We start from the raw sequence: 21,077 nt of genomic DNA, 5'->3' as shown, positions 1-21,077 counted from the left end.
CCGGCCGTCTCGTCGGGGACGGGACAGCGTGGTCAGCACCGTCGTGCCGGGCGGATGGACGGTCGTCGCGGCGCCGGCTCGACATCGCCGGTCACCGCACCCTGAGCGGCGCTCACCGTGGAGCCATGCGGATCGCGCCGTCGAGCCGGATCACCTCGCCGTTGAGCATGGGGTTGGCAACGATGTGCGCGGCAAGCGAGCCGTACTCCGCCGGCCGCCCGAGCCGGGCGGGGTGTGGCACCTGAGCGCCGAGGGAGTCACGCGCTTCCTGGGGCAGGGTGCCCAGCAGCGGGGTCTCGAACAGGCCGGGTGCGATGGTGACGACGCGGATCTTCGAATCTGCCAGGTCTCGGGCAATAGGCAGGGTCATCCCGACGACACCGCCCTTGGACGCGGAGTAGGCGGCCTGCCCGATCTGTCCGTCGAAGGCGGCCACCGAGGCGGTGTTGATGATCACTCCGCGTTCGTCGCCCGTCGGCTCGGCGGCCGCCATCCGCTCGGCGGCCAGGCGGATCACGTTGAACGTACCGATCAGGTTGACCATCACGACCGTCGTGAACAGGTCCAGGGGGAACGGGCCCTTCCGGCCCACGGTGCGGGCGGCCGGGCCGATCCCCGCGCAATTGACGGCCACACGCAGCGGTCCCAGCTCCGCAGCGACGTCCAGCGCCGCGGCGACCGCAGTCGCGTCGGTCACGTCGGTGGCGACGAAGCGCGCCCTCCCACCGAGCTTGTCCGCGACTGCCGCGCCGTCGGAGCCGGGTAGGTCGAGCAGCACGACGTCGGCACCTGCGTCCAGCAGCGTCTCAGCGGTGGCCAGCCCGAGGCCGGATGCACCACCGGTCACCACTGCGACTGATCCTGAGATGTCCATGAGGGTCCTTTCGTCGTTCGGGTCGGGGAGTCAGAGCAGCTCGAGGATCGTGGCGTTGGCCTGGCCGCCGCCCTCGCACATCGTCTGCAAGCCGTAGCGGATGCCGTTGTCGCGCATGTGGTGTACCAACGTCGTCATCAACCGCGCGCCGGAGCCGCCGAGCGGGTGGCCCAACGCGATGGCGCCACCGAGGGGGTTGAGCGCCTTCGGATCGGCGCCGAGTTCCGCAAGCCAGGCCAGTGGCACGGGCGCGAAGGCCTCGTTGACTTCGAATGCCCCGATCTCGTTGATCGACAGGCCGCTTCGCTGCAGTGCCTTCGCCGTGGCGGGAATGGGCGCGGTGAGCATGACGATGGGATCGGCACCCGCGACGACCGCGGTGTGCACCCGGGCCAGAGGCGTGAGCCCGAGCTCGGCCGCCTTCTGCGACGTCGTCATCAGCAGCGCAGCGGCGCCGTCGGAGATCTGAGACGAGTTGCCCGCGGTGATGCGGCCGCCCTCGGGACGGAAGACCGTCCTGAGCGTGGCCAGCCCGTCGACGGTGCCACCGCGGCGGATGCCCTCGTCCTGTTCGACGACGGTCCCGTCGAGCAGTGTGACCGGGCCGATCTGACCGTCGAAATGTCCCCCGTCCTGCGCCGCGGCGGCCTTCGCGTGGCTGCTCAGGGCGAATTCGTCGAGCTGGGCCCGCGACATGCCCCACTTGTCGACGATCATCTCGGCCCCGATCCCCTGGTTGGGGAACACACCGCCGTAGCGGGTGTCGAAGCCCGTGCCGTACGGCCTGGCATCGCCCAGGGAGGACCCCATCGGTGCTCGCGACATCGACTCGACCCCACCGGCGATCGCGACGTCGTACTGTCCGGCGATGAGCCCGGCTGCCACGAAGTGCACAGACTGCTGGCTGGACCCGCACTGCCGGTCGACGGTCACACCGGGAACCGTCTCTGGCCACCCGGCCGAGAGCACGGCGGTCCGGGCGATGTCGAAGGTCTGCTCACCGCTCTGGGTCACGCATCCCCACACGACGTCGTCGACCACGGCCGGATCGACTCCACTGCGCGCGGCCAGGCTCGTCAGGACGCCCGCCGACAGATCCGCCGGGTGGACACCGGACAAAGCTCCGTTGCGCTTGCCGACCGGCGTACGCACCGCTTCCACGATCACCGCATCGCGCACGGCGTGACTCCTCACTTCCAGGGTCCGGGCGGATGCCCGGTCCGTCTCAGCGACCGAACAGTCGGGAACGACTGTTCCGATGTCCTCTCACGGTCGGTCGAGCTCAGAGCTCGTCGACGAAGAAGTCGAGTTCCGGGTCGTCGGTGCCGCCGTAGCCCGACAGGTCGCGAACCCCTGCTCTGGCCAGCGCCTCGACATCGAGGAACACCTCACCGGAGGGTCGCGCCGGGTCGGACAGCAGGGCTACCGCCGCATCGGCCATGATCTCGGGGCGGCGCGCGCGGCTCGCCGCATCCCGGCCGCCGAGCAGATTGACCACGGCGGCCGTCGCGATCGTGGTCTGCGGCCACAGACAGTTTGCCCTGACCCCCCGCTCGGCGAACTCAGCGGCGAAGCCCAGTGTCAGCAGCGTCATGCCGTATTTCGACAGCGTGTAGGCCGGGAACCTCCCCAGCCAGCGCGGGGCGAGGTTGATCGGGGGGGACAGGCTGACGATCTGGGGGTCGTCGCTGGCGAACAGATGCGGGAGAGCCGCTCGGGACAGTTGGAAGGCGCCCTTGGCGTTTATCTGCTGCATCAGGTCGTAGCGTTTCGGGGTGAGGTCAAGGGTTCCGGAGAGGTTCAGTGCCGAGGCATTGTTGATCACGATGTCCACACCGCCGAACCGGTCGACGGCGGTCGCGACGGCCCGCGCGACGTCGTCCTCTGCGCGTACGTCGCCGACCACGGCGACGGCCTCGCCTCCCGCCGTCTCGATCTGCTCCACCGCCGAGTGCACCGTTCCCGGCAGACGCGGATCGGGGTGGTCGGTCTTGGCCAGCAGGACCGCATTGGCGCCCTGGCGCGCGGCCGCGACCAGGATCGCCAAGCCGATTCCACGGCTTCCGCCGGACATCACGATCGTTCGGTTCTTCAATGACGTCACGTCAGCCTCCTGGCGTGGTCGGAGTAGCTGCGCCCGAGCGGGCCCAGCCGGCGAGGACCGCATCGACGTCCTCCGTGGGGCCGGGCAGGCCACGCAGGTCCGGAGCCGTTCGGGAAAAGCGGGGAGCGGGGGCGGCCTGACGTCCTCCGGCGCCCTCGATGATCGTCGACCGAGCGGCCAGATGCGGGTGCTCAGCGGCCTCGTCGAACGACAGCACCGGGGTCACGCAGGCATCGGTCCCGTCGAACGCCGTGGCCCACTCGTCGCGGCTACGGGTCGCGAACACCTCCTCGAAGCGGCGGCGCAGCAGCGGCCACCCTTCGCGGTCGTACTGTGCCGGGACATCACCCGGATCGATCCTCAGACCGGTCAGCAGGATCGCGTAGAACTGGGGCTCCAAAGCCCCGACCGCGATGTACTCACCGTCGGCACAGGCGTAGGTGTCGTAGAAGGGCGCGTGGCCGTCGAGCAGGTTGGCCCCCCGCTCGTCGGTCCATTCCCCCTGGCCAAGCATGCTCCACACCATCTGAGCGAGCACGCAGGTCCCGTCGACCATGGCTGCGTCGACCACCTGTCCCTCGCCGGATCGCTGCACCTCCCACAGCGCGGCGAGTACACCGGTCACCAGGAACATCGACCCACCACCGAAGTCGCCGACGAGGTTCAACGGTGGCACGGGGCGCTCCCCCGTCCTGCCGATCGCGTGCAGCGCCCCCGTCAACGAGATGTAGTTGATGTCGTGTCCGGCCCGCGGGGCCATCGGGCCGTCCTGGCCCCACCCTGTCATCCGGGCGTAGACCAGACGGGGATTACGTGCATGACAGTCGGCCGGCCCCACCCCGAGTCGTTCGGTCACGCCGGGCCGGTACCCCTCCAGCAAGACGTCGGCCTGCTCGACAAGCTGCAGCACCGCATCGCGGCCCCGCGCCGTCTTGAGGTCCGCCGCCACCCGGCGTCGGCCGCGCTGCAGGGTGTCCGGCGCGTCTGCATCAGCCAGCTGCAGGCCGCCGGCGGGGCGATCGATGCGGACGACGTCCGCACCCAGATCCGCAAGCACCATGGCGGCGTGCGGTCCCGGCCCGATTCCAGCCAGCTCGATGATCCGGAGGCCGGTGAGCGGCCCGGCGGTGTGCGCCAAGTGTTCCTCCTGAGTTCGTCGGGTCACGCACAGCTGCTGGGATAGCCGGGGGCGCGTTTGGCGAGGAACGCCGCGACGCCCTCACGGCCATCGGGGCTGGCCGCGAGGGCGCGGATGGAGAGGGTCTCCCGGCGCAGGGCCGCCTCCTCCCCCGGCGTGGCGGCCTCCCGCAGCAGGCGCTTGGCCGCGATTTGCGCGGAGCGCGATCCCCGACGCAGGCCGGCGACGGTCGCCTCGACCGCGGCGTCGAGCTCGTCGTCGGGGTGGACCTCCGCGACGAGTCCCAGCGCATGGGCTTCCTCGGCGGTCACGACAGGGTTGAGCAGTGCCAGCCGCAACGTCCGGTGCAGTCCCAGCGAGGCCGTCAGCAGCGAGGTCCCCCCGTCCGGAGACAAGCCGACCCCGGTGTAAGCCAGAGTGAACCGGGCGGATGTGGACGCCAGCACGAGGTCGGCGGCTGCGGCGAGGGGCACCCCCGCTCCGGCAGTGGTGCCCTGTACCACCGACACCACTACCGCAGCAATCCGGTGAAGGTCGCTGATGACCCGGTGCAGCGCCTCCGCGAGATCGTCGATCATGTGCTCGACGTCGTCCGCACCGGCGAATGCCGTCAGGTCCCCGCCGACACAGAAGGTGTCGCCGGTGGCCGAGAGCACGACGACGTGGCTGTCGTCGGCCCGAGCCCGGCGCACCGCGTCGGCGAGCTCTGCCACCGACGTCGGGTTCAGGGGGTTGCCCCGTTCCGGCGCATCCAAGGTGATCCGCGCGACACCGCTGTTCTGCTCGTAGTACACCGCGCTCACGCGTCGTCCCCTGCGCTGATGGCCGGACCAGGCCGGCGGTAGAGGTCGCGGAGCGGGCCTTTGACGAGCTTGCCGGTGGGTGTGCGCGGCAGTTCGTCCACGAAGTCGATCGTGCGGGGGACCTTGTAACCGGCGAGCCTGGTCCGCACGTGCGCCAAGAGCACCGCGGCCAGCTCGTCGTTCGGCTCCTGTCCGGGTGCGGTCTGCACGACGGCCTTGACCTGTTCGCCCATTTCCTCATCCGGGACGCCGATCACGGCGACATCGGATACTGCGGGGTGCAGGGCCAGGGTGTCCTCGATCTCCTGCGGGTAGATGTTCACCCCGCCTGAGATGATCATGAAGGCCTTGCGGTCGGTGAGGTGGAGGTAACCGTCGTCGTCGAGGAAGCCGATGTCCCCGACGGTCGTCCACAATGGATGATGTGGGTGCTGGGTCGCCCTCGTCTTCTCGGGATCGTTGTGATATTCGAAGGGGCGCGTCTCGCGCTCGAAGTAGACGGTGCCCACTCGACCCGTGGGAAGTTCGTGCCCGTCGTCCTCACACACGTGCAGCACACCGAGGATCGACCGCCCGACCGAGCCCGGATGGGCGGTCCATTCCTGGGGACCGATCCAGGTCATTCCCGCGACCTCGGTCGACGAGTAGTACTCGTGCAGAATCGACCCCCACCAGTCCATCATCTGGTGCTTGACCTCCACCGGGCAGGGAGCCGCTGAGTGCACCGCGACTCGCATGCTCGACAGGTCGTAGCGGTCCCGGACCTCGGTGGACAGTTTCAGCAGGCGCACGAACATGGTCGGAACCCACTGGGCGTGCGAGATCTGGTAGCGCTCGATGGTGGCGAGCGCCTGCTCGGCGTCGAACCTCTCCATGATCACGACCGTGCCGCCGAGGGCCTGCACGGTGGCGCACAGCCGGAGCGGTGCGGCGTGGTAGAGCGGCGCCGGGGACAGGAAGACCGTGTCGGGGCCAAGTGTGATCCGCTTCCCGAACAGATCGACCATGGCGTCGCCGGCCTGGTCCACCTGGCGCTCCGGCAACGGTGGCCGGATTCCCTTCGGCCGGCCCGTCGTCCCCGACGAGTACAGCATGTCGCCGCCGCGCGGCTGGTCCAGGAGCGGCTCGGTCGACCCCTCGGCGAGCTCGGCGGCGTAATCGTGCCACTCACCGCTGCCATCGGGGGCTGCGTCCATGGCGACCGCGTAGCGGATGTCCGCGTAGTCCGCCGTGTGCGCAGCCACCTCTCCGACCCCCGGACCGACGAACAACGCCTGCGCGCCGCTGTCAGCGAGGATGTGGTGCAGTTCGTCCGCTCCGAGGAGCTTGTTGATGGCTGTGATGTACAGGCCCGAGCGTTGAGCAGCCCAGTAGACCTCGAACACGCGGGGGTCGTTTCCGGATAGCAGGGCGATGACGTCGCCGCGCCGGAAACCCTTATCCCTGAGCCGGTGCGCGAGTCGGCGCGAGCTCTCCTCCAACTGTCCGTACGTCAGCCGGAGGCCGCTGCCGGCCATGATGACCGCGGCCCGATGCGGTGACTGAGTGGCGTGGGCACCCGGGAACATGATCTCCTCTGATCGGGTCGGGTCGGGTCGGGACGGCGCACGACGTCGGCTAGGCACCGAGGTCGGCGAGGTGTGCTGCCGCGGCGGTGTCGGCGATGCTGCGGGACGGACGGCCCTCACAGGCCCAGGGACCGGCCGATGACCTCTTTCATGACCTCGGTCGTCCCGCCGTAGATCCGCGTCACTCGGGCGTCGGCGAAGGCCCGGGCGATCGGGTACTCGCTCATGTACCCGTACCCGCCGTGCAGCTGGAGGCATGCGTCGATCGCACGACCCTGCAGCTCGGTGCACCAGTACTTCGCCTTGCTCGCGTCGACCGCCGTGAGCTCACCCGCGTTGAGCGCACGGATGCAGTCGTCGATGTAGTGCCACGCCAGGTCCACCTCGGTTGCGATCTCGGCGAGCACGAACCTTGAGTGCTGGAACGAGCCGATCGGTTGACCGAATGCCGTGCGTCCGGTGACGTAGTCGAGCGTCCAGTCCAGCGCGGACTGGGCCGCGGCCACTCCCGCCACGGCAATTGACAGCCGTTCCTGGGGCAGCTTGGCGACGAGCTGGGCGAACCCCTGGCCCTCCTCGCCGCCCAGCAGGTTCGCCGCGGGCACCCGGACATCGGTGAAGGACAGCTCTGCGGTGTCCTGGGCGTGCTGGCCCAGCTTGTCGAGGTTGCGGCCACGCTCGAAGCCCTTCATCCCGCGTTCCAGCACGAGCAGGGAGATGCCCCGGTGCCGCTGGGTGGGGTCGGTCTTGACCGCGGTGATCACCAGGTCGGAGTTGATGCCGTTGGTGATGAAGGTCTTCGCGCCGTTGACGACGTAGTGCTCGCCGTCGCGGCGCGCCGTGGTGGCCATCGAAGCCAGGTCGGAGCCCATGCCCGGCTCTGTCATCGCGACAGCAGTGATCCGCTCCCCGGCGACGATCCCCGGCAGCCACTGCTTCTGCTGCGCCGCGTCGGCGAAACTGAGGAAATAGGGCATGCAGATGTCGTTGTGCAGCGTCAGGCCGAGTCCCACACCGCCGCTGCCTGATCGCATCAGCTCTTCGATGATCACCGCGTTGAACCGGAAGTCGGCGACTCCGCCGCCCCCGAACTCCTCGGGAACGTCGATACCGAGGAATCCGTTGGTGCCGGCGCGGACGAAGAGTTCACGGGGGACGATGCCGGCCTGGCTCCACGCCGCGTCGTTCGGGACGATCTCGTTCTCGACGAATTTCCGGAACGACGCGCGAAAGACCTCGTGGTCATCGTCGTAGAGAGTGCGCTTCACGGGGGTCTCCTGGTTGGCAGCGCGTCACTCGTCGACAGTCGTCACGACGTCGGCGAGGTCGGCGCGGCTGGTGCGGAACTGATTGACCGGGTGGGCCACATCGGGGTAGCCGAACGACACGGCGCACACGACGAGACGGTCGTCGGGCACCAGGAAATGGTCGCGCACCAGCCCGGAGTGCAAGGCGATGGCGGCCTGCGGGATCGTCGCAACGCCCAGCGCGGTGGCCGCGTTCATCAGGTTCGCGATGTAGCCACCGCAGTCGATCGCACCGTAGACACCCTGGTCCCGGTCGGTGGTGATCACGGCGGTGTGCGGTGCACCGAAGAGGTCGAAGTTCCGCATCGTCTGCGCAGTGCGCGCTTCGGCGTCTGTCTTCTCGATGCCCAGGCTGGCATAGAGCGCCAGGCCCGACTCGCGGCGGCGGTCGCGATAGACGCCGTGGTACCCGGCGGGTGGAGCGAAGTCCGCGACCTGCTCGTGGGCACGCGCATGCTCGGTCAGGCGCTCGGCGAAGCGACGTGTCCCCTCCCCCTTCGTCACGTAGACGTGCCAGGGTTGCGTGTTGCACCACGACGCGGTGCGCTGGGCGATCCCGAACATCTCGGTGATCACGTGGTCCGGAACCGGCTCCGGAAGGAAGGCGCGGCAACTCCAGCGCAGCTCGAGCAGCGCTCGTAGCCCGCCCGGGGCCGCAACAGTGCTCGGTGATGTAGATGTGCTCACACGGCTCCTCTGCGGAAGCATCGGTTGACAGTCCGGGTCACGGGGTGAGGACGTACTTGCCGACTGCCCGCCGCTCGGCGATGAGCTGCAGTGTCCGGCCGGCGTCTGCGAGCGGCGCGATCGTGGGAGACCCGGGCATCAGCTCGCCACGTCCGACCCTGGCCAGGACGTCGGCGAGCAGAACGGCGTTACCGGTCGCCCCCCCGGCTGCGCGGGACCAGTCGCCCCAGTCGATGCCCACGATCGACCGGTTGCGGAGCAGCACCACGTTGGCCGGCAACCGCGGGATCCGGCCGGAGGCGAAGCCGAGGACGCAGTAGCGGCCGTCGGCCCCCAGCGCCCGCAGCGCGCTCTCCGCAGCGTCGCCGCCGACCGGGTCGACGACGACATCGGCACCACCGCCGGTGGCCGTCCGGATCTCGTCCTTGAGGTTGTCGTAACCGAGGGTGACCTCGGCTCCGGCGGCCTCGGCTGCGGCGCGCTTGTCCTCGGTGGACGCAACGGCGATCACGCGGGCGCCGGCGGCACGTGCCACATCGACCGCTGCCTGACCGATCCCGCCGCCTGCACCGAGAACCACCACCTGCTCACCGCGCGTGATCTTCACGCGGTGGGTGACGGCGAACACCAGCGTCAGGTAGCTCTCCATCACCGCTGCCGCAGTGCCTGGCGTGACTGCGGCGGGCAGCGGGACCGCCAGCGGCGCGGGGACGGTGATGTGGGTGGCGTACCCTCCGAATGCAGGGAGCACGGTCGCCACGTCGGTGCCCACGAGTGCCTCCTCGACCCCCTTCCCGACCGCAACCACCCGACCAGCCACGCTGCTGCCGGGAGTGAAGGGCAGTGGTGGCCGCACCTGGTACTCGCCACGGACGATCAGCGAATCCACGAAGCTGACACCCACCGCCACTGCCTCGACGAGCACCTCACCCGCTTGCGGCTCAGGGATCGGCCCCTCGGCGATCCGCAGATCCAGCGGACTACCGAACTCCGAGCAGATCACACGTCTCATCCGGTTCCTCCCGGTCGGTGGGGGGCGTTGCCTGCTGTGGATGCGCGACCGGTCCAGCGAGGTGGGCGCTTCTCGAGGAACGCGGCGACGCCCTCGTGGTGGTCCGCCGAACCAAGCACGGTCGCGAACGCCTCGTGGGTAGCCCGCCAGCCGAGTTCGTCGGCCTCGGCGACGACCTCGTCCAGAGCACGAAGGGTGGCGCTCACAGCCGACGGCGAGTTGTCGCAGACCCTCTCGGCCAGCGCGACCGCTGCGATCTCAGCGTCCCCGTCGTCCACCAGCTCGTTGACCAGCCCGAGCTGATAGGCACGCGGCGCGGGCAGCTGCAACCCGGTGAGCAGCATCTGCTTGGCGATCGTCAGCGGCAGGGGCCGGGCGGACCTGAAGATCCCCCCGCAGGTTGCCACCACGCCCCGGGAGACCTCGGGCAACCCGAAGCGCGTCGAACGGCCGGCGACGACCATGTCACAGGCCAGCACCAGCTCGAATCCGCCGCCGAGAGCGAACCCCTCCACCGCTGCGATCAATGGAGTGGACCGCCGTCGTCCGACGACACCATAGGGCCCCCCACGGGCCGTGGGCTCACCTGCGCCTCCCGCCAGGTCAGTGCCCGCGGAGAACACCTGGGCGTCGCCGGTGAGCACACCGCACCAGAGCTCGGGGTCGTCGTCCATCTCGTTGAGCGCCGCGTCCAGAGCTGCCGTCATCGGTGCGTCGATGGCGTTACGCGCGGCGGTACGCCGCATCCGGATCACCAGCACATGCCCCTGACGGTGCAGCTCGACACGGTCGGTGACATCGGGAGGGGTCGTGGATGTGGTCATCACCGTTCCTCAGGTTTGGTACAGGACTGGCGGGACGGGTGGGTGGTGTGCGGTCAGGAAGAGGCGGCGTTCCCCGATCCGACGGCGGCGGTACGCGTGGGCGCAGCGTGATAGTTGCGGCGAATGATCAGCCAGAGACAGATCAGGGCCACGAGGGCGAGCACGACCATGAACACCCCGACGCGCCACGCGTTCGCCGGCTCACCGTTGATCAGAGCAACGGTCATGAAGGGACCGAAGCCGCCGATGATCCCTGCGATCTGGTAGCCGAGCGAGGCGCCGGACGAGCGGATCTCCGCGGGGAAGAGCTCGGCCAGCAGCGTGCCCTGCGTCCCGGTCTGGAACACCATGGCGATGACGGCGCCGATCACCGCCACGGCGAAGGGCCAGATTCGATCGGGCCGGGCGGAGGCGATCAACAGCCACATGGGCACCGCCCACACCAGCATCGCGACCGACCCGAGGCCGAACACCAGCTTGCGTCCGACGCGGTCCGACAGCCAGCCCATGAACGGCACCAGAGGAATCATGAGCAGGGACGCAACCAGGACCCAGGTCAGGACCTGGGACCGGGATACACCGAGATAGGTGGTCACGAATTGCACGGAGCCGGTCATCGTCACCTGGTAGAGGACGATCCCACCGGTGTTGGCGCCGGCTGCGGTCAGGATCGCGCCGGGATTGCGGCGCACCGCTTCGAAGAGGAAGGAACGGCCGGCCGCAGGCTTCACGGTCGCCGAGGCTCGGGCCGCGGCCGCCTTGAACTCCGGGGTCTCCTCCAGGTACCGATGAATGGCGAAGGCGATCGGGAGCATGACCAGACTGATCCAGAACGGAACTCGCCACACCCAGGCCACGAAGGCCTCCGGAGAGGCGGCGGAGGTCGCGGCCAGGAACACCATGTTGCCGAGCAGCGCCCCGATCGGGATGCCGAGCTGAGCAAAGCTGCCGTAGAACCCACGCAGGTGCGCGGGCGCGTTCTCTGTGGCGACGAGGACGGCGCTGCTCCACTGGGCACCGACCGCGAGCCCCTGGCACAACCGCAGCACGACCAGGATGGTGGGGGCGAGCCAGACGATCTCGGTGTCGGGCACGAACCCGATCAGGGTCGTTGCAACGGCCATGAGCACCATCGCGCCGACGAGCACGGGCTTGCGCCCGTACTTGTCTCCTAGCGCACCTGCCACGACACCGCCGACCGGGCGCGATGAACCCGACCGCGACGGTCGCGAACGAGTTCAACGCCGACACCACCGTGCTGTCGGTGGCGAAGAAGGTCGTGTTGAACACGAGGGCCGCTGCGGTGGCGTAGATGAAGAAGTCGTACCACTCGAGCGAGGTCGCGACCGCCGCGGCGAAGGAAGCGCGGGCCGACCGACGGGGCGAGGTTGCGGGGGATGTCCCGGCAGACACTGGTTGCATGGATCTCTCCCGGAAGGAGACCGCGGTGCAAGACCACGGCGCGATGTCGGTCGACACTGAACTGATGAGAGCGCGTGGACACGGCCGATGTGATCGATCGAGCCCGTAGGCGTCCTCCGAGAAAGTCTCCGCAGCGCAGGCGCCACGGCCGGAACTGGTCCAGCGGCGAGATGAGCCGACCCTAGAGGCACCACCGCCAAACAGTCAACACTGACCGCTTCATGCGGGTCGCACGAGATCTCGTCAGACACAACGGGGCCAGCGAGGATGAGTCCCGTCCACCTGTACGGCGTGGCACGAACTACCGCACGCCACGGTCCCCACCTGGCCGATCCTCGGGCGAGGCTTCGGCGCTGTTTAGCTCTAACGAACACCAGCGCCCCTGGCGAGCGGGATGCTTGACCACACTGGCTGGGACGTTGCAGAGTGGAGATCCGCTCGGTGCGGCAACACCGATCGAGCGTTCTTCCAGAACCTCGGTGGGCAGCATCGTGGACCACCGCATTCGCTCTTCGGAAAAGGTGACGCATGGCCGTGCGCAGCGCGCAGGAGTATCGGGAGGGCCTCGCCGACGGGCGGCGGGTGTTCTATCGGGGCCGGCAGGTGTCAGACGTCGTCGCGCATCCCGAGCTGCGTCCCGCGGTGGATCACTCGTCGCTGGCCTACTCGATGTCCGAGGACCGGCCCGACATCGCGGTCCGCCGAGACGAGGAGATCGGCAGTTACTCGAGCTTCTATCACCTGCCCCGGACCCCGGAGGATCTTCGCGAGCGCGGCACCCTGATCGAGGAGGTATCCCGGCGGGGGGCCGGCACGATCGTGCTGAAGGAGGTCGGGTCGGACGCGCTCTTCGCCTTGCTACGCGCCACCGAGGACGAAGGGCTGGAGAACGCTCAGGCCTTTCATCGGCACTGCCTGTCGGAGGACCTGGCACTCGCAGTAGGCCAGACCGATGTGAAGGGTGACCGGTCACTGGGACCGTCCAAGCAGGCTGACCCTGACCTCTACCTGCGGGTCGTCGCGTCGGACGAGGATTCCATCACAGTCCGCGGGGCCAAGACGCACACCTCGTTCTCGGCCAATGCCGATGAGATCGTCGTGCTGCCGACCCGTGCGATGGGCCCGGGCGACGCGGACTATGCGGTGTCCTTCGCGCTGCCCGTCGACACCCCGGGCCTGAGCCTCTACGTCTCACCGTATGCCGCGGGAGAGCGAGACGGGTTCAGCTTCCCACTTTCGTCGAAGCACAAGCTGCTGGAATCCCTCACCGTGTTCGACGACGTCCGAGTGCCTCGCGACCGGGTGTTCCTCGACCGACGGTACGAGCTGGCCGGGCCGCTGGCCATCGCGTTCGTCGACTACCACCGCTTCACCGCGATCAACTACAAGTTACCGCTGCTGGACATTCTCATCGGCGCAGCGCACCTCGTCGCTGAGGCGAACGGCATCACCCGCGCTGGCCACGTCCGGGACAAGCTTGCACGGATGATTGCGTGGGCCGAGACGGTGCGCGGTCTCGCCGAACTGGCGGCGATGCGGGCCCGCGAAGGTGCGAAGGGCGTGTGGATGCCCGACCCGCTCGCCGTCAATATGGCGAAGTACACCTTCGCCCACGGGTACCACGAGGCGACGGCCACGCTCATCGACCTGGCGGGCGGCTTGCTCGTCACCGGACCCGGCGCGGAGGACTGGGGGTCTCCTCCGATCCGCGCGGTTCTGGAGAAGTACTACGCCGCGGCGGTCCCCGCCGAGCAGCGGCTCCGCATTCTGAACCTCGTCGGCGATCTCACCGCCCGCGACTACGGCGGCTATCAGAGCGTCCTCGCCACGCATGCGGAGGGTTCCCTGGAAGCCGAGAAGATGCAGATCGTCCGGTCCTACGACCCGTCGGCTGCGGTCGACTACGTGCGCGGCCTCGCCGGCCTGTGACGCGATCCAGACGTCCCGGTCCGGATCCCGTGGGTCGGACCGGAACGTCTGGATCGCACGGACCGTCTCCGCCCGATGCCTCCCGTTCGCCGGCCCGCCCTCGGGATCGCTGAGCACGCCGACCGACCGGAGACGGGGCCTGACCCACCTCAGATCTCGAGCAGCAGTCGGGCCAGGTCGACCCACTGGGCGAGGTGGGGGTCCCGACGCGGATCGCGGCGATCGAAGGCATAGGTGAGCGCGACACCACGCATCCCGGTCAGCAGCAACTCGCGCACGTGGGTGTACCGGGGGTGTCCGGCGAGCTCCGGCCCGAACATGCGGTCCACTCCGGAACGGATCACCCCACCGAGACGTCGCTCCCCCGGCAGCAGCGCCTCGGCAAGGCCGTCGTTGGTCCGGGCCGCGGTCCACATTTCCTGTGCCGCCCAGAAGTGGGGTTCGTGGAACGTGGACCACATGTGCTCGACGACGCGTGTTACCCGGTCGCCGTCGTGCGGCGCGTCGAGGAGAGCGTGCTCGACACTCTCGATGGACAGTCGCACCCGCTCTCCGGCGAGATGCTCCGCGGCGGCGACCAGCAGCGCCTCCCGGGACGGGAAATAATGCAGAAGCCGACCACGCGACACGCCCGCCGCGGCCTGAATGCGCAGCGTCGTCGTGGCGCCGAACCCCTCCTCGATCAGGCACTTGACCGCAGCCTCGAGAATCAGGGCCCGGCCATCGACCGACCGCTGTTCGCGGCGGGTGCGGGCCGCCGGCGTAGGTGCCACGCGGGAATGGTACTCCCGGAACAGGAAAGCAGTCACTCCCGACTGGTTTGCCTGGCCCCGGGCCGCGGCGAAGCCTCGCGAGGCCGGCCGACCGCCCGGATCACAGTCTGAGAGTCGTCATACCGCCGTCGACACGAAGGACGGTGCCCGTGGTCGATCCCGAGATCGGGGACGCCAGGAAGGCGAGTGCTTCGGCGACCTCGTCGGAGGTGACGAGCCGGCCGCTCGGCTGTCGCTGTCGCAACGACTCTGCCGCCGCCGCCGGATCCTCGGCCGACTCGAGCAGCCGGGTAATCCAGGGCGTATCGGCCGTGCCCGGCGCGACCGCATTGACCCGGATGCCGGCGTCGGCGTGGTCGGCGGCCATCGCGATCGTGAGGGCGTGCACTGCGCCTTTGCTAGCACTGTAGAGCGCGCGATGACGCACACCGACGAATGCCACGGCCGAGCAGGTCGTGACCACAGCGGCGCATGTCGATCGGCGCAAGTGCGGGAGCGCTGCCGAGACGACACGTGCGATCCCGGTGACGTTGACGTCGAGCACTCGAGACCACTCGGCGTCATCGTTCGCGGCCACGTCCCCCACCGCGCCGATGCCTGCGTTGGCGACAACGATGTCGAGACCACCGCACCGGTCGGCCACTTCGGCGACGGCGGCCTCGATCGCGGCTCGTTCACCGACGTCGCAGGTAAGTGCCAGGAACTCAGCACCGACGGCGGTGACATCACGGTCCAGCACGGCGACCCGGGCACCGCGCCGGTGCAGCAGGCGCGCCGTGTCCGCACCAATGCCGCTGGCGCCACCTGTGACAAGAGCGGTCAGCCCCTCGAAGTCCTTCATGCGGACACTCCTCATTGCCGTCGCGGGTCGATGTGGATCTTCGGTCCGGGCGCTGCGCCCTCCGGCCTGCGGCCCGCCAGCACATCCCCTGCTCCGGTGAGTCCCACCGTCGCTGCGACGAGCGGACGCGGGTCGATCTCGCCGGAGGCGAAGGCGGCAACGGTGTCGGCCAGTCCGGGCGAGGCGGACAGCACGCCGACGGCGGTAACGTCGTTGAGGGCGAGCGTACGGGTGTCGATGGTGCTGGGCTCGCCGGCCAGTCCGATGTAGACCACCCGGCCACCCGGCTCGACGCGGTCGAGTGCGAGGGCGGGCAGGTGGACCGCGTTCGACGCCTCGACCACGGCATCGAAGGGCGCTTGCGGGAGGTCGTCGCCGGTCCACGTGTCGGCGAATCCGAGGGAGCGGGCGAACTCGAGCGATCCGCCACTGCGGCCCATCAGATGCACCTGCGCACCGGACGCCCGGAGGAACATCGCGACGAGCAGGCCGATCGTGCCGGGTCCGAGCACCAGCACCCGGTCTCCGGGGCCGACACGGGTCGCGCGCGCGGCCCGCAAGGCGTTTCCGCCGGGCTCGACGAGCGCCCCGAGCGCGGCGTCCATCTCGTCGGGCAGGGGATGCAGCGATGACGCAGGCACCGCGAGTTGCTCGGCCAGGGCACCGGGCCGACCACCGCGGATCCCCACCTCTTCGCGGCGCTCGCACAAGTGTTGACGACCCCGTCGACAGCGCCGGCAGGTGCCGTCTCCGAGCATCGTGTCGCCCATGACCAGCCTGCCGATCCACCGGGGATCAACACCGGTCCCCACGGCGGACACCCGCCCCGCCCATTCGTGCCCCGGGCGCATCGGGTAGGCGGCATGCCCTTGATGCAGGTAGGCCATCTCACCGGTGAAGAACTCGACATCGGTGCCACAGACCCCGACCCGCTCGACGTCGACGACGACTTCACCGTTGGCCGCCTTGGGGGCCGGCACCTCCATTATCTCGGCCTCGCCCGGGCCGGGCAGCACGAGCGCTCGCATAGTGGCCCCCTTCATCGGGAAGCCAGCACGTTCTGGCACTGGCTTCCCAGTCCCTCGATGCCGAGTCGCATCACATCGCCGGGTTGCAGCCAGACCGGCGGTTGCAGTCCCATGCCCACTCCCGGCGGCGTACCGGTGTTGATCAGATCTCCCGGCTCGAGAACCATGAACTGGCTCAGGTGATGAACGATGACATAGGGATTGAAGATCATTGTCTTCGTGCTCCCGGTCTGCTGGCGCACCCCGTTGACGTCCAGCCACATGTCGAGTGCCAGAACATCCGCGATCTCATCCGGAGTCACCAGCCATGGACCGGCGGGATTGAACGTCTCCGCCGACTTGCCCTTGGTCCACTGGCCTCCGCGTTCCAGCTGAAACGCTCGCTCGCTGACGTCGTTCACCACCAGATATCCCGCAATGACGGCACGAGCGTCTTCGGGCGAGTCGAGGTAGGAGGTTCGACGGCCGATGACGATGCCCAGCTCGACCTCCCAGTCCGGCTTGGTCGATCCGCGTGGGATGCGGACGTCGTCGTCCGGCCCGATGAGCGTGTTCGGCGACTTCGTGAACAGGATCGGCTCCGCCGGAACCGGCTGCCCGGTCTCTGCGGCGTGGTCTCGATAGTTCAGGCCGATGCACAGGATCTGGTGTGGACGGGCGATCGGTGCCCCGATGCGCTGGCGGCCGACCGACGCCACCTGGCCGGCCGCGGCGCGCTCAGCGACCAGCGGGCGGATGCGGGCGACACCGTCCGAACCGAAAAACGCCTCGTCGAAGTCGTGAACCACGTCGGAGAGGTCGACATAGGTCTCGTCGTCGAGGCGGGCGGCGGGCTTCTCGGCGCCGAAGGCACCGATGCGCATGAGGTACACGGGGGCTCCACGAGATCGGGGGCAGGGCAGCGTTCAGAGGGTGGAGGGCCTTGACCAGGCCGGCACCGGTAACCCGGGGACGTCGACTCGGGCGGAGAAGAGGCGCCCGGAGTCGGGGGCTGCGCGGAGCTGCTCGGCGGTGAGCTCGGCACGGGCGGTCGTTACGATGAGGGTTCGCAGGTCCGGCCCGGCGAAGGCGACACTCGAGGAGTGCGGCGCCGGGAGTCGAAGCCGTCCGATCGGTGAACCATGCGGCGAGAAGCGTCGGACCTCGCCCGCTCCCCACATCGCGATCCAGAGGTGATCCTCGGCGTCGACAGCGATCCCGTCCGGGTGACCGCCGTCGAGCCGCAAGTGAACGTGCCGCTGCCCCGCGGCACCGGAGACCGGGTCGTACTCGCGGGTGAAGACCACACCGCGCATCGTGTCGACGTTGTACATGACGCGTCCGTCTGCCGACCACGCCACTCCGTTCGAGAGTGTCAGGTCGCCATCGATCACGGTGAGGCTGCCGTCGTCCTCCCAGCGCACCAGAGTCTCACCCATGGAAGGCTTGTCGAGCGACAGCGTTCCGACGACGAAGCGCCCGCCGGGATCGATCGCGCCGTCGTTCAGCCGCCGTCGGGCTCCGGCGGGTATGACTCGAGGTCCATCCATCATCGACCCGTCCGGCCGCAGGACGGCGATGGTTTCGCGCGCGGCGACCACGATCCGCCCGTCGTCGGCGACCGCGACTGCGCCGATCATGTCTCGGGACCGCCACATCGGACCGGCCTGGATGCGGCCGTCGGCGTCGAGAACTCCTTGCATGACCACGCCGTCGAGGATGTCCACCCACAGCAGCCGATTCCGGACGGCGTCCCAGACGGGCCCCTCAGCAAGCCGGAACGCCTGATCGGTCGCGGGCTTCAAGTTGCTCATCGGGGAGTATCCGCGACAGGTCCCAACATCGCGCGTATCTCGCCTACCGCATCGACGAGGTTCCTCAGCGGTGTCCGGTAGGCCAGCGCGCTCACGCTTACCGCGCCCGAGGGCACCTCGGAGGAGGTGCTGAACACGGGAACGGCCAGGCAGTTCACGCCGACCTCGTTCTCCTGATCGTCGGTGGCGAAGCAACGCGAGCGCGCCAGCTGCAACTCGGCATGGATCGCATCGACTGTGCAACGGGTTCGCGAGGTCCGCTCCACCAGTTCGTGTCCTCGCGACCACCCGGCCACGTCGGCCCGCGTGCGAAGACGGTGCGCAAGCAACAGCTTTCCTACCGCGGTGCTGTGAGCCGGGTTGCGGCCGCCGATCGTCGACGTCAGCCGGACCGCCCCGACCGGCGGATCGACTTTGGCCCGGTACACGACGTCGCGGCCGTCGAGAACCGCGTAGTGCGTGGTCTCCCCGAACTCCACGGCCAGCGCTTCCAGGGCCGGCCTGATGCGGACGTGTTCGGGACGCACCTCGTGATGGGCGAAAGCCAGACGCAGGAACTCGTCGCCCAGCACGTAACGCCCGGTGTCGTCCTGGTCGGCGAGACCGGCCCGGCGCAGGGACCTCAGCGCTCGATGCACGGTGGGCTTGGGGCTGCCGATGGCCCGGGTGAGCTGGTCCAGCCCCGCACCGTCGGGATGGGACGCGAGTTCCTTGAGCACGGCGAGGACCCGATCGGCGCCCACCAGGCGGGTCTCGTCGGTAGCGGCGGCGGGGCCGCCGGGTGTGACCGTCCCCGGCCTCCCCGTGTTCGGCTCCGGGTCTGTAGTCTTCATCGCGTTCCGAAAGCTAGACTATGTTGTCGTCATTTGGAAGGCTGTCCCCGATGAACCTCCGTAGCGCACAGTGGTACTCGGGTACTGATCGCAACGCGTACATACACCGGGCCTGGATGCGCCGGGGTGCGCCGCGGGACGCCTTCGAACGCCCACAGATCGCGATCGCCAACACGGCATCCGACTTGACCCCCTGCAACAGCCATCTGGACGAGGTGGCGGAGTCCGTCCGCAACGGGATCTACGAGGCCGGCGGTACCCCCCTCGAGCTGCCGGTCGTCTCCCTGGGCGAGACGCAGGTCCGGCCGACCGCGATGCTGTGGCGCAACATGGCCGCTATGGCGACCGAGGAGATGCTGCGCGCCAACCCGGTCGATGGGGTCGTTCTCCTCGGAGGTTGTGACAAGACGATCCCGGCCCTGCTCATGGCGGCGGCCTCGGTCGACCTGCCGGCCACGGTGGTCCCTGGCGGGCCCATGCTCACCGGCACGTTCCGTGGAACCCCGCTGGGCTGCGGGACCGACGTGTGGCGACTCTCGGAGGAGGTCCGCGCCGGCAGCCTGTCCCAGGAAGACTTCACCCAGTCCGAATCGGCGATGATCCGCTCCCGTGGCCATTGCAACACCATGGGGACTGCCTCGACGATGGCCTTGGTCGCCGAGGCCCTGGGTATGGTTCTCCCTGGCCTCGCCGGCACCCCGGCTCCCGACAGTCGCCTCCTGGAGTCGGCGCACAGCACCGGTCGGCTCGCCGTCGAGATGGTCGCGGCCGACCGTCGACCGTCCACACTGCTGACGAGGGCGTCGTTCGCAAACGCGATCGTGTGCCTCGCCGCGGTCGGCGGATCCACCAACGCCGTCGTGCACCTGTTGGCGATCGCCGGTCGGTTGGGTGTCGAGCTGACACTCGACGACTTCGACCAGATCGGCTCCGAGGTCCCGGTGCTGGTCGATCTGCTTCCTGCCGGCCGCTTCTTGATGGAGGACTTCCACCGCGCAGGCGGGCTACGCGCCGTGCTCGCCGAGGTACGGGACCTGCTCGATCCCACGGCACTCACGGTGACCGGCGAGCCCCTCGTCGGGTACCTGGATGACGCACCGATATGGGATCCCGAAGTTATCCGGATACGGCGTGAGCCGCTGGTCACGCACGGCGGCATCGCCGTACTGCGGGGCAATCTTGCGCCGTCCGGCGCGGTGATCAAGCCAGCCGCGGCCTCCCCGCATCTGCTACAGCACCGTGGGCGAGCCGTGGTCTTCGACTCGGTCGAGGACTTCCACGCCCGCATCGACGACCCGGACCTCGAAATCGATGCCGGCTCGGTGCTCGTGCTGCGCGGGTGCGGTCCCAAGGGCTATCCGGGGATGCCTGAGGTCGCGAACATGCCGATACCGAAAAAGTTGCTGCAGCAGGGAGTCCGGGACATGGTCCGGGTCTGCGACGGGCGCATGTCCGGCACCGCCTACGGCACCGTCGTCCTGCACGTCACTCCGGAGGCTGCCGCAGATGGCCCGCTCGCGCGGGTGCGTACAGGCGATGTGATCAGTCTCGACGTCGCCGCACGCCGCATCGACGTCGAGGTTCCCGACGGCGAACTCGCCTCCCGCCATCCCGACGACATCTGCGTTGCAGGATTTGCGGCACCTCGACGTGGCTGGACGCGTCTCTACGTCGACCATGTCCAACAGGCCGACACCGGCGCCGACCTGGACTTCCTCGTCGGCTCAAGTGGATCAGGGATCGGTCGAGAGTCACATTAGACCCCGATCCACAGAGGGTTGGTCGGCAGATTCGATACAGTTCAACCGGGATGAGAAGAGTCTCGTCACCGAAACCGCAGCTCCGTACGCCAGGGGGCTACGCCGCAGTCATCCTGTGGAGTTCGCCGCTCTGGTCCCTTACATCGTTACCAACTCAATTATAAACGGTAAAAACATCCGTCTCGACGGCGCCATTCCCACGCGGCCTAGAGAAACGGTTCGAGATCCGCCCGGGGCAGTCGGTTTAACTGAAGCAATGGTATCGGAGATATCGGCCGACCCAATGTCAAAGGTGGCAAAGTCGCCTCTTTTCAGCTGCTGTGACGATCGTTCGTTCTTCGGCATGCGAGCGATCACAGCCGGGGTCACCCGACAACCTGC

At 68.7% G+C, this 21,077-nt stretch carries 18 protein-coding genes and 1 pseudogene; 2 read left to right on the top strand and 17 right to left on the bottom strand.

Annotation, left to right across the window (positions count from 1 at the left end; genetic code table 11):
* Positions 1-112 precede the first annotated feature (112 nt).
* The 11 genes and pseudogenes from WIS52_RS19460 to WIS52_RS19410 all read right to left on the bottom strand — a co-directional run.
* Positions 113-874 (bottom strand): SDR family NAD(P)-dependent oxidoreductase, encoded by a 762-nt coding sequence (locus WIS52_RS19460; protein ID WP_349299728.1) that lies wholly within the window; start codon positions 872-874, stop codon positions 113-115.
* A gap of 30 nt (positions 875-904) precedes the next feature.
* A complete protein-coding gene (locus tag WIS52_RS19455) occupies positions 905-2,053 on the bottom strand; it encodes a thiolase family protein (RefSeq protein WP_349299727.1) in 1,149 nt (382 codons plus the stop codon).
* Positions 2,054-2,156: 103 nt separating this feature from the next.
* Positions 2,157-2,978 (bottom strand): SDR family oxidoreductase, encoded by an 822-nt coding sequence (locus WIS52_RS19450; RefSeq protein WP_349299726.1) that lies wholly within the window; start codon positions 2,976-2,978, stop codon positions 2,157-2,159.
* A gap of 1 nt (position 2,979) precedes the next feature.
* Positions 2,980-4,116 (bottom strand): CaiB/BaiF CoA transferase family protein, encoded by a 1,137-nt coding sequence (locus WIS52_RS19445; RefSeq protein ID WP_349299725.1) that lies wholly within the window; start codon positions 4,114-4,116, stop codon positions 2,980-2,982.
* A gap of 23 nt (positions 4,117-4,139) precedes the next feature.
* Entirely contained in the window at positions 4,140-4,919 is a 780-nt protein-coding gene (locus WIS52_RS19440; RefSeq protein ID WP_349299724.1) for an enoyl-CoA hydratase/isomerase family protein, read from the bottom strand.
* Positions 4,916-6,487, bottom strand: coding sequence for an acyl-CoA synthetase (locus WIS52_RS19435; RefSeq protein WP_349299723.1), 1,572 nt, complete (start codon positions 6,485-6,487; stop codon positions 4,916-4,918). The genes WIS52_RS19440 and WIS52_RS19435 overlap by 4 nt, the downstream gene beginning before the upstream one ends.
* A gap of 116 nt (positions 6,488-6,603) precedes the next feature.
* Positions 6,604-7,755 carry an acyl-CoA dehydrogenase family protein gene (locus WIS52_RS19430; RefSeq protein ID WP_349299722.1) on the bottom strand — a complete coding sequence of 384 codons (1,152 nt, stop codon included), beginning with the start codon at positions 7,753-7,755 and terminating at the stop codon, positions 6,604-6,606.
* 24 nt (positions 7,756-7,779) lie between these two features.
* Complete coding sequence (locus WIS52_RS19425) at positions 7,780-8,502, bottom strand: nitroreductase (protein ID WP_349299721.1); 723 nt, start codon at positions 8,500-8,502, stop codon at positions 7,780-7,782.
* Between the two features lie 16 nt (positions 8,503-8,518).
* Positions 8,519-9,493: an NADPH:quinone oxidoreductase family protein gene (locus WIS52_RS19420; protein ID WP_349299720.1), complete on the bottom strand. Its 975-nt coding sequence runs from the start codon at positions 9,491-9,493 to the stop codon at positions 8,519-8,521.
* Positions 9,490-10,317 (bottom strand): enoyl-CoA hydratase-related protein, encoded by an 828-nt coding sequence (locus WIS52_RS19415; RefSeq protein WP_349299719.1) that lies wholly within the window; start codon positions 10,315-10,317, stop codon positions 9,490-9,492. Before WIS52_RS19415 ends, WIS52_RS19420 begins: the two co-directional genes overlap by 4 nt.
* A 53-nt stretch (positions 10,318-10,370) precedes the next feature.
* Positions 10,371-11,507 (bottom strand): annotated as a pseudogene (locus tag WIS52_RS19410) (MFS transporter); the annotation flags it as partial.
* 760 nt (positions 11,508-12,267) lie between these two features.
* On the opposite strand from WIS52_RS19410, the gene WIS52_RS19405 reads away from it, so the two are divergent.
* Positions 12,268-13,668: a 4-hydroxyphenylacetate 3-hydroxylase N-terminal domain-containing protein gene (locus WIS52_RS19405; RefSeq protein ID WP_349299718.1), complete on the top strand. Its 1,401-nt coding sequence runs from the start codon at positions 12,268-12,270 to the stop codon at positions 13,666-13,668.
* Between the two features lie 149 nt (positions 13,669-13,817).
* Here the strand turns inward: WIS52_RS19405 and WIS52_RS19400 are convergent, their stop codons facing one another.
* The 6 genes from WIS52_RS19400 to WIS52_RS19375 form a co-directional block, all read right to left on the bottom strand.
* Positions 13,818-14,441, bottom strand: a complete 624-nt coding sequence (locus tag WIS52_RS19400; RefSeq protein ID WP_349299717.1) for a TetR/AcrR family transcriptional regulator — start codon at positions 14,439-14,441, stop codon at positions 13,818-13,820.
* Positions 14,442-14,541: 100 nt separating this feature from the next.
* Entirely contained in the window at positions 14,542-15,282 is a 741-nt protein-coding gene (locus WIS52_RS19395) for an SDR family NAD(P)-dependent oxidoreductase (protein ID WP_349299716.1), read from the bottom strand.
* 11 nt (positions 15,283-15,293) lie between these two features.
* Positions 15,294-16,310: a zinc-dependent alcohol dehydrogenase gene (locus WIS52_RS19390; protein ID WP_349299715.1), complete on the bottom strand. Its 1,017-nt coding sequence runs from the start codon at positions 16,308-16,310 to the stop codon at positions 15,294-15,296.
* An 11-nt stretch (positions 16,311-16,321) separates the two neighbouring features.
* Positions 16,322-17,182: a fumarylacetoacetate hydrolase family protein gene (locus WIS52_RS19385; RefSeq protein ID WP_349299714.1), complete on the bottom strand. Its 861-nt coding sequence runs from the start codon at positions 17,180-17,182 to the stop codon at positions 16,322-16,324.
* Between the two features lie 33 nt (positions 17,183-17,215).
* On the bottom strand, positions 17,216-18,103 hold the full coding sequence (locus WIS52_RS19380) for an SMP-30/gluconolactonase/LRE family protein (RefSeq protein ID WP_349299713.1): 888 nt from the start codon (positions 18,101-18,103) through the stop codon (positions 17,216-17,218).
* Positions 18,100-18,936 carry an IclR family transcriptional regulator gene (locus WIS52_RS19375; RefSeq protein ID WP_349299712.1) on the bottom strand — a complete coding sequence of 279 codons (837 nt, stop codon included), beginning with the start codon at positions 18,934-18,936 and terminating at the stop codon, positions 18,100-18,102. The genes WIS52_RS19380 and WIS52_RS19375 overlap by 4 nt, the downstream gene beginning before the upstream one ends.
* Before the next feature lie 50 nt (positions 18,937-18,986).
* Between WIS52_RS19375 and WIS52_RS19370 the strand changes: the two genes are divergently transcribed.
* Complete coding sequence (locus WIS52_RS19370) at positions 18,987-20,696, top strand: IlvD/Edd family dehydratase (RefSeq protein ID WP_349299711.1); 1,710 nt, start codon at positions 18,987-18,989, stop codon at positions 20,694-20,696.
* Positions 20,697-21,077: the final 381 nt, after the last annotated feature.

Source organism: Pseudonocardia nematodicida (genome assembly GCF_040105385.1).
In the GTDB taxonomy this organism is placed as follows: Bacteria; Actinomycetota; Actinomycetes; order Mycobacteriales; family Pseudonocardiaceae; genus Pseudonocardia; species Pseudonocardia nematodicida.
The sequence above is the reverse complement of the archived record's forward strand: the minus strand, read 5'-3'. Positions and strand labels throughout refer to the sequence as shown.

Excerpts from the sequence above, each read along its gene's own strand:
- WIS52_RS19460 (WP_349299728.1), bottom strand. The coding sequence starts at position 874 with ATGGACATCTCAGGATCAGTCGCAGTGGTGACCGGTGGTGCATCCGGC.
- WIS52_RS19435 (WP_349299723.1), bottom strand. The coding sequence starts at position 6,487 with ATGTTCCCGGGTGCCCACGCCACTCAGTCACCGCATCGGGCCGCGGTC.
- WIS52_RS19425 (WP_349299721.1), bottom strand. The coding sequence starts at position 8,502 with ATGCTTCCGCAGAGGAGCCGTGTGAGCACATCTACATCACCGAGCACT.
- WIS52_RS19420 (WP_349299720.1), bottom strand. The coding sequence starts at position 9,493 with ATGAGACGTGTGATCTGCTCGGAGTTCGGTAGTCCGCTGGATCTGCGG.
- WIS52_RS19415 (WP_349299719.1), bottom strand. The coding sequence starts at position 10,317 with ATGACCACATCCACGACCCCTCCCGATGTCACCGACCGTGTCGAGCTG.
- WIS52_RS19405 (WP_349299718.1), top strand. The coding sequence starts at position 12,268 with ATGGCCGTGCGCAGCGCGCAGGAGTATCGGGAGGGCCTCGCCGACGGG.
- WIS52_RS19395 (WP_349299716.1), bottom strand. The coding sequence starts at position 15,282 with ATGAAGGACTTCGAGGGGCTGACCGCTCTTGTCACAGGTGGCGCCAGC.
- WIS52_RS19390 (WP_349299715.1), bottom strand. The coding sequence starts at position 16,310 with ATGCGAGCGCTCGTGCTGCCCGGCCCGGGCGAGGCCGAGATAATGGAG.
- WIS52_RS19380 (WP_349299713.1), bottom strand. The coding sequence starts at position 18,103 with ATGAGCAACTTGAAGCCCGCGACCGATCAGGCGTTCCGGCTTGCTGAG.
- WIS52_RS19375 (WP_349299712.1), bottom strand. The coding sequence starts at position 18,936 with ATGAAGACTACAGACCCGGAGCCGAACACGGGGAGGCCGGGGACGGTC.
- WIS52_RS19370 (WP_349299711.1), top strand. The coding sequence starts at position 18,987 with ATGAACCTCCGTAGCGCACAGTGGTACTCGGGTACTGATCGCAACGCG.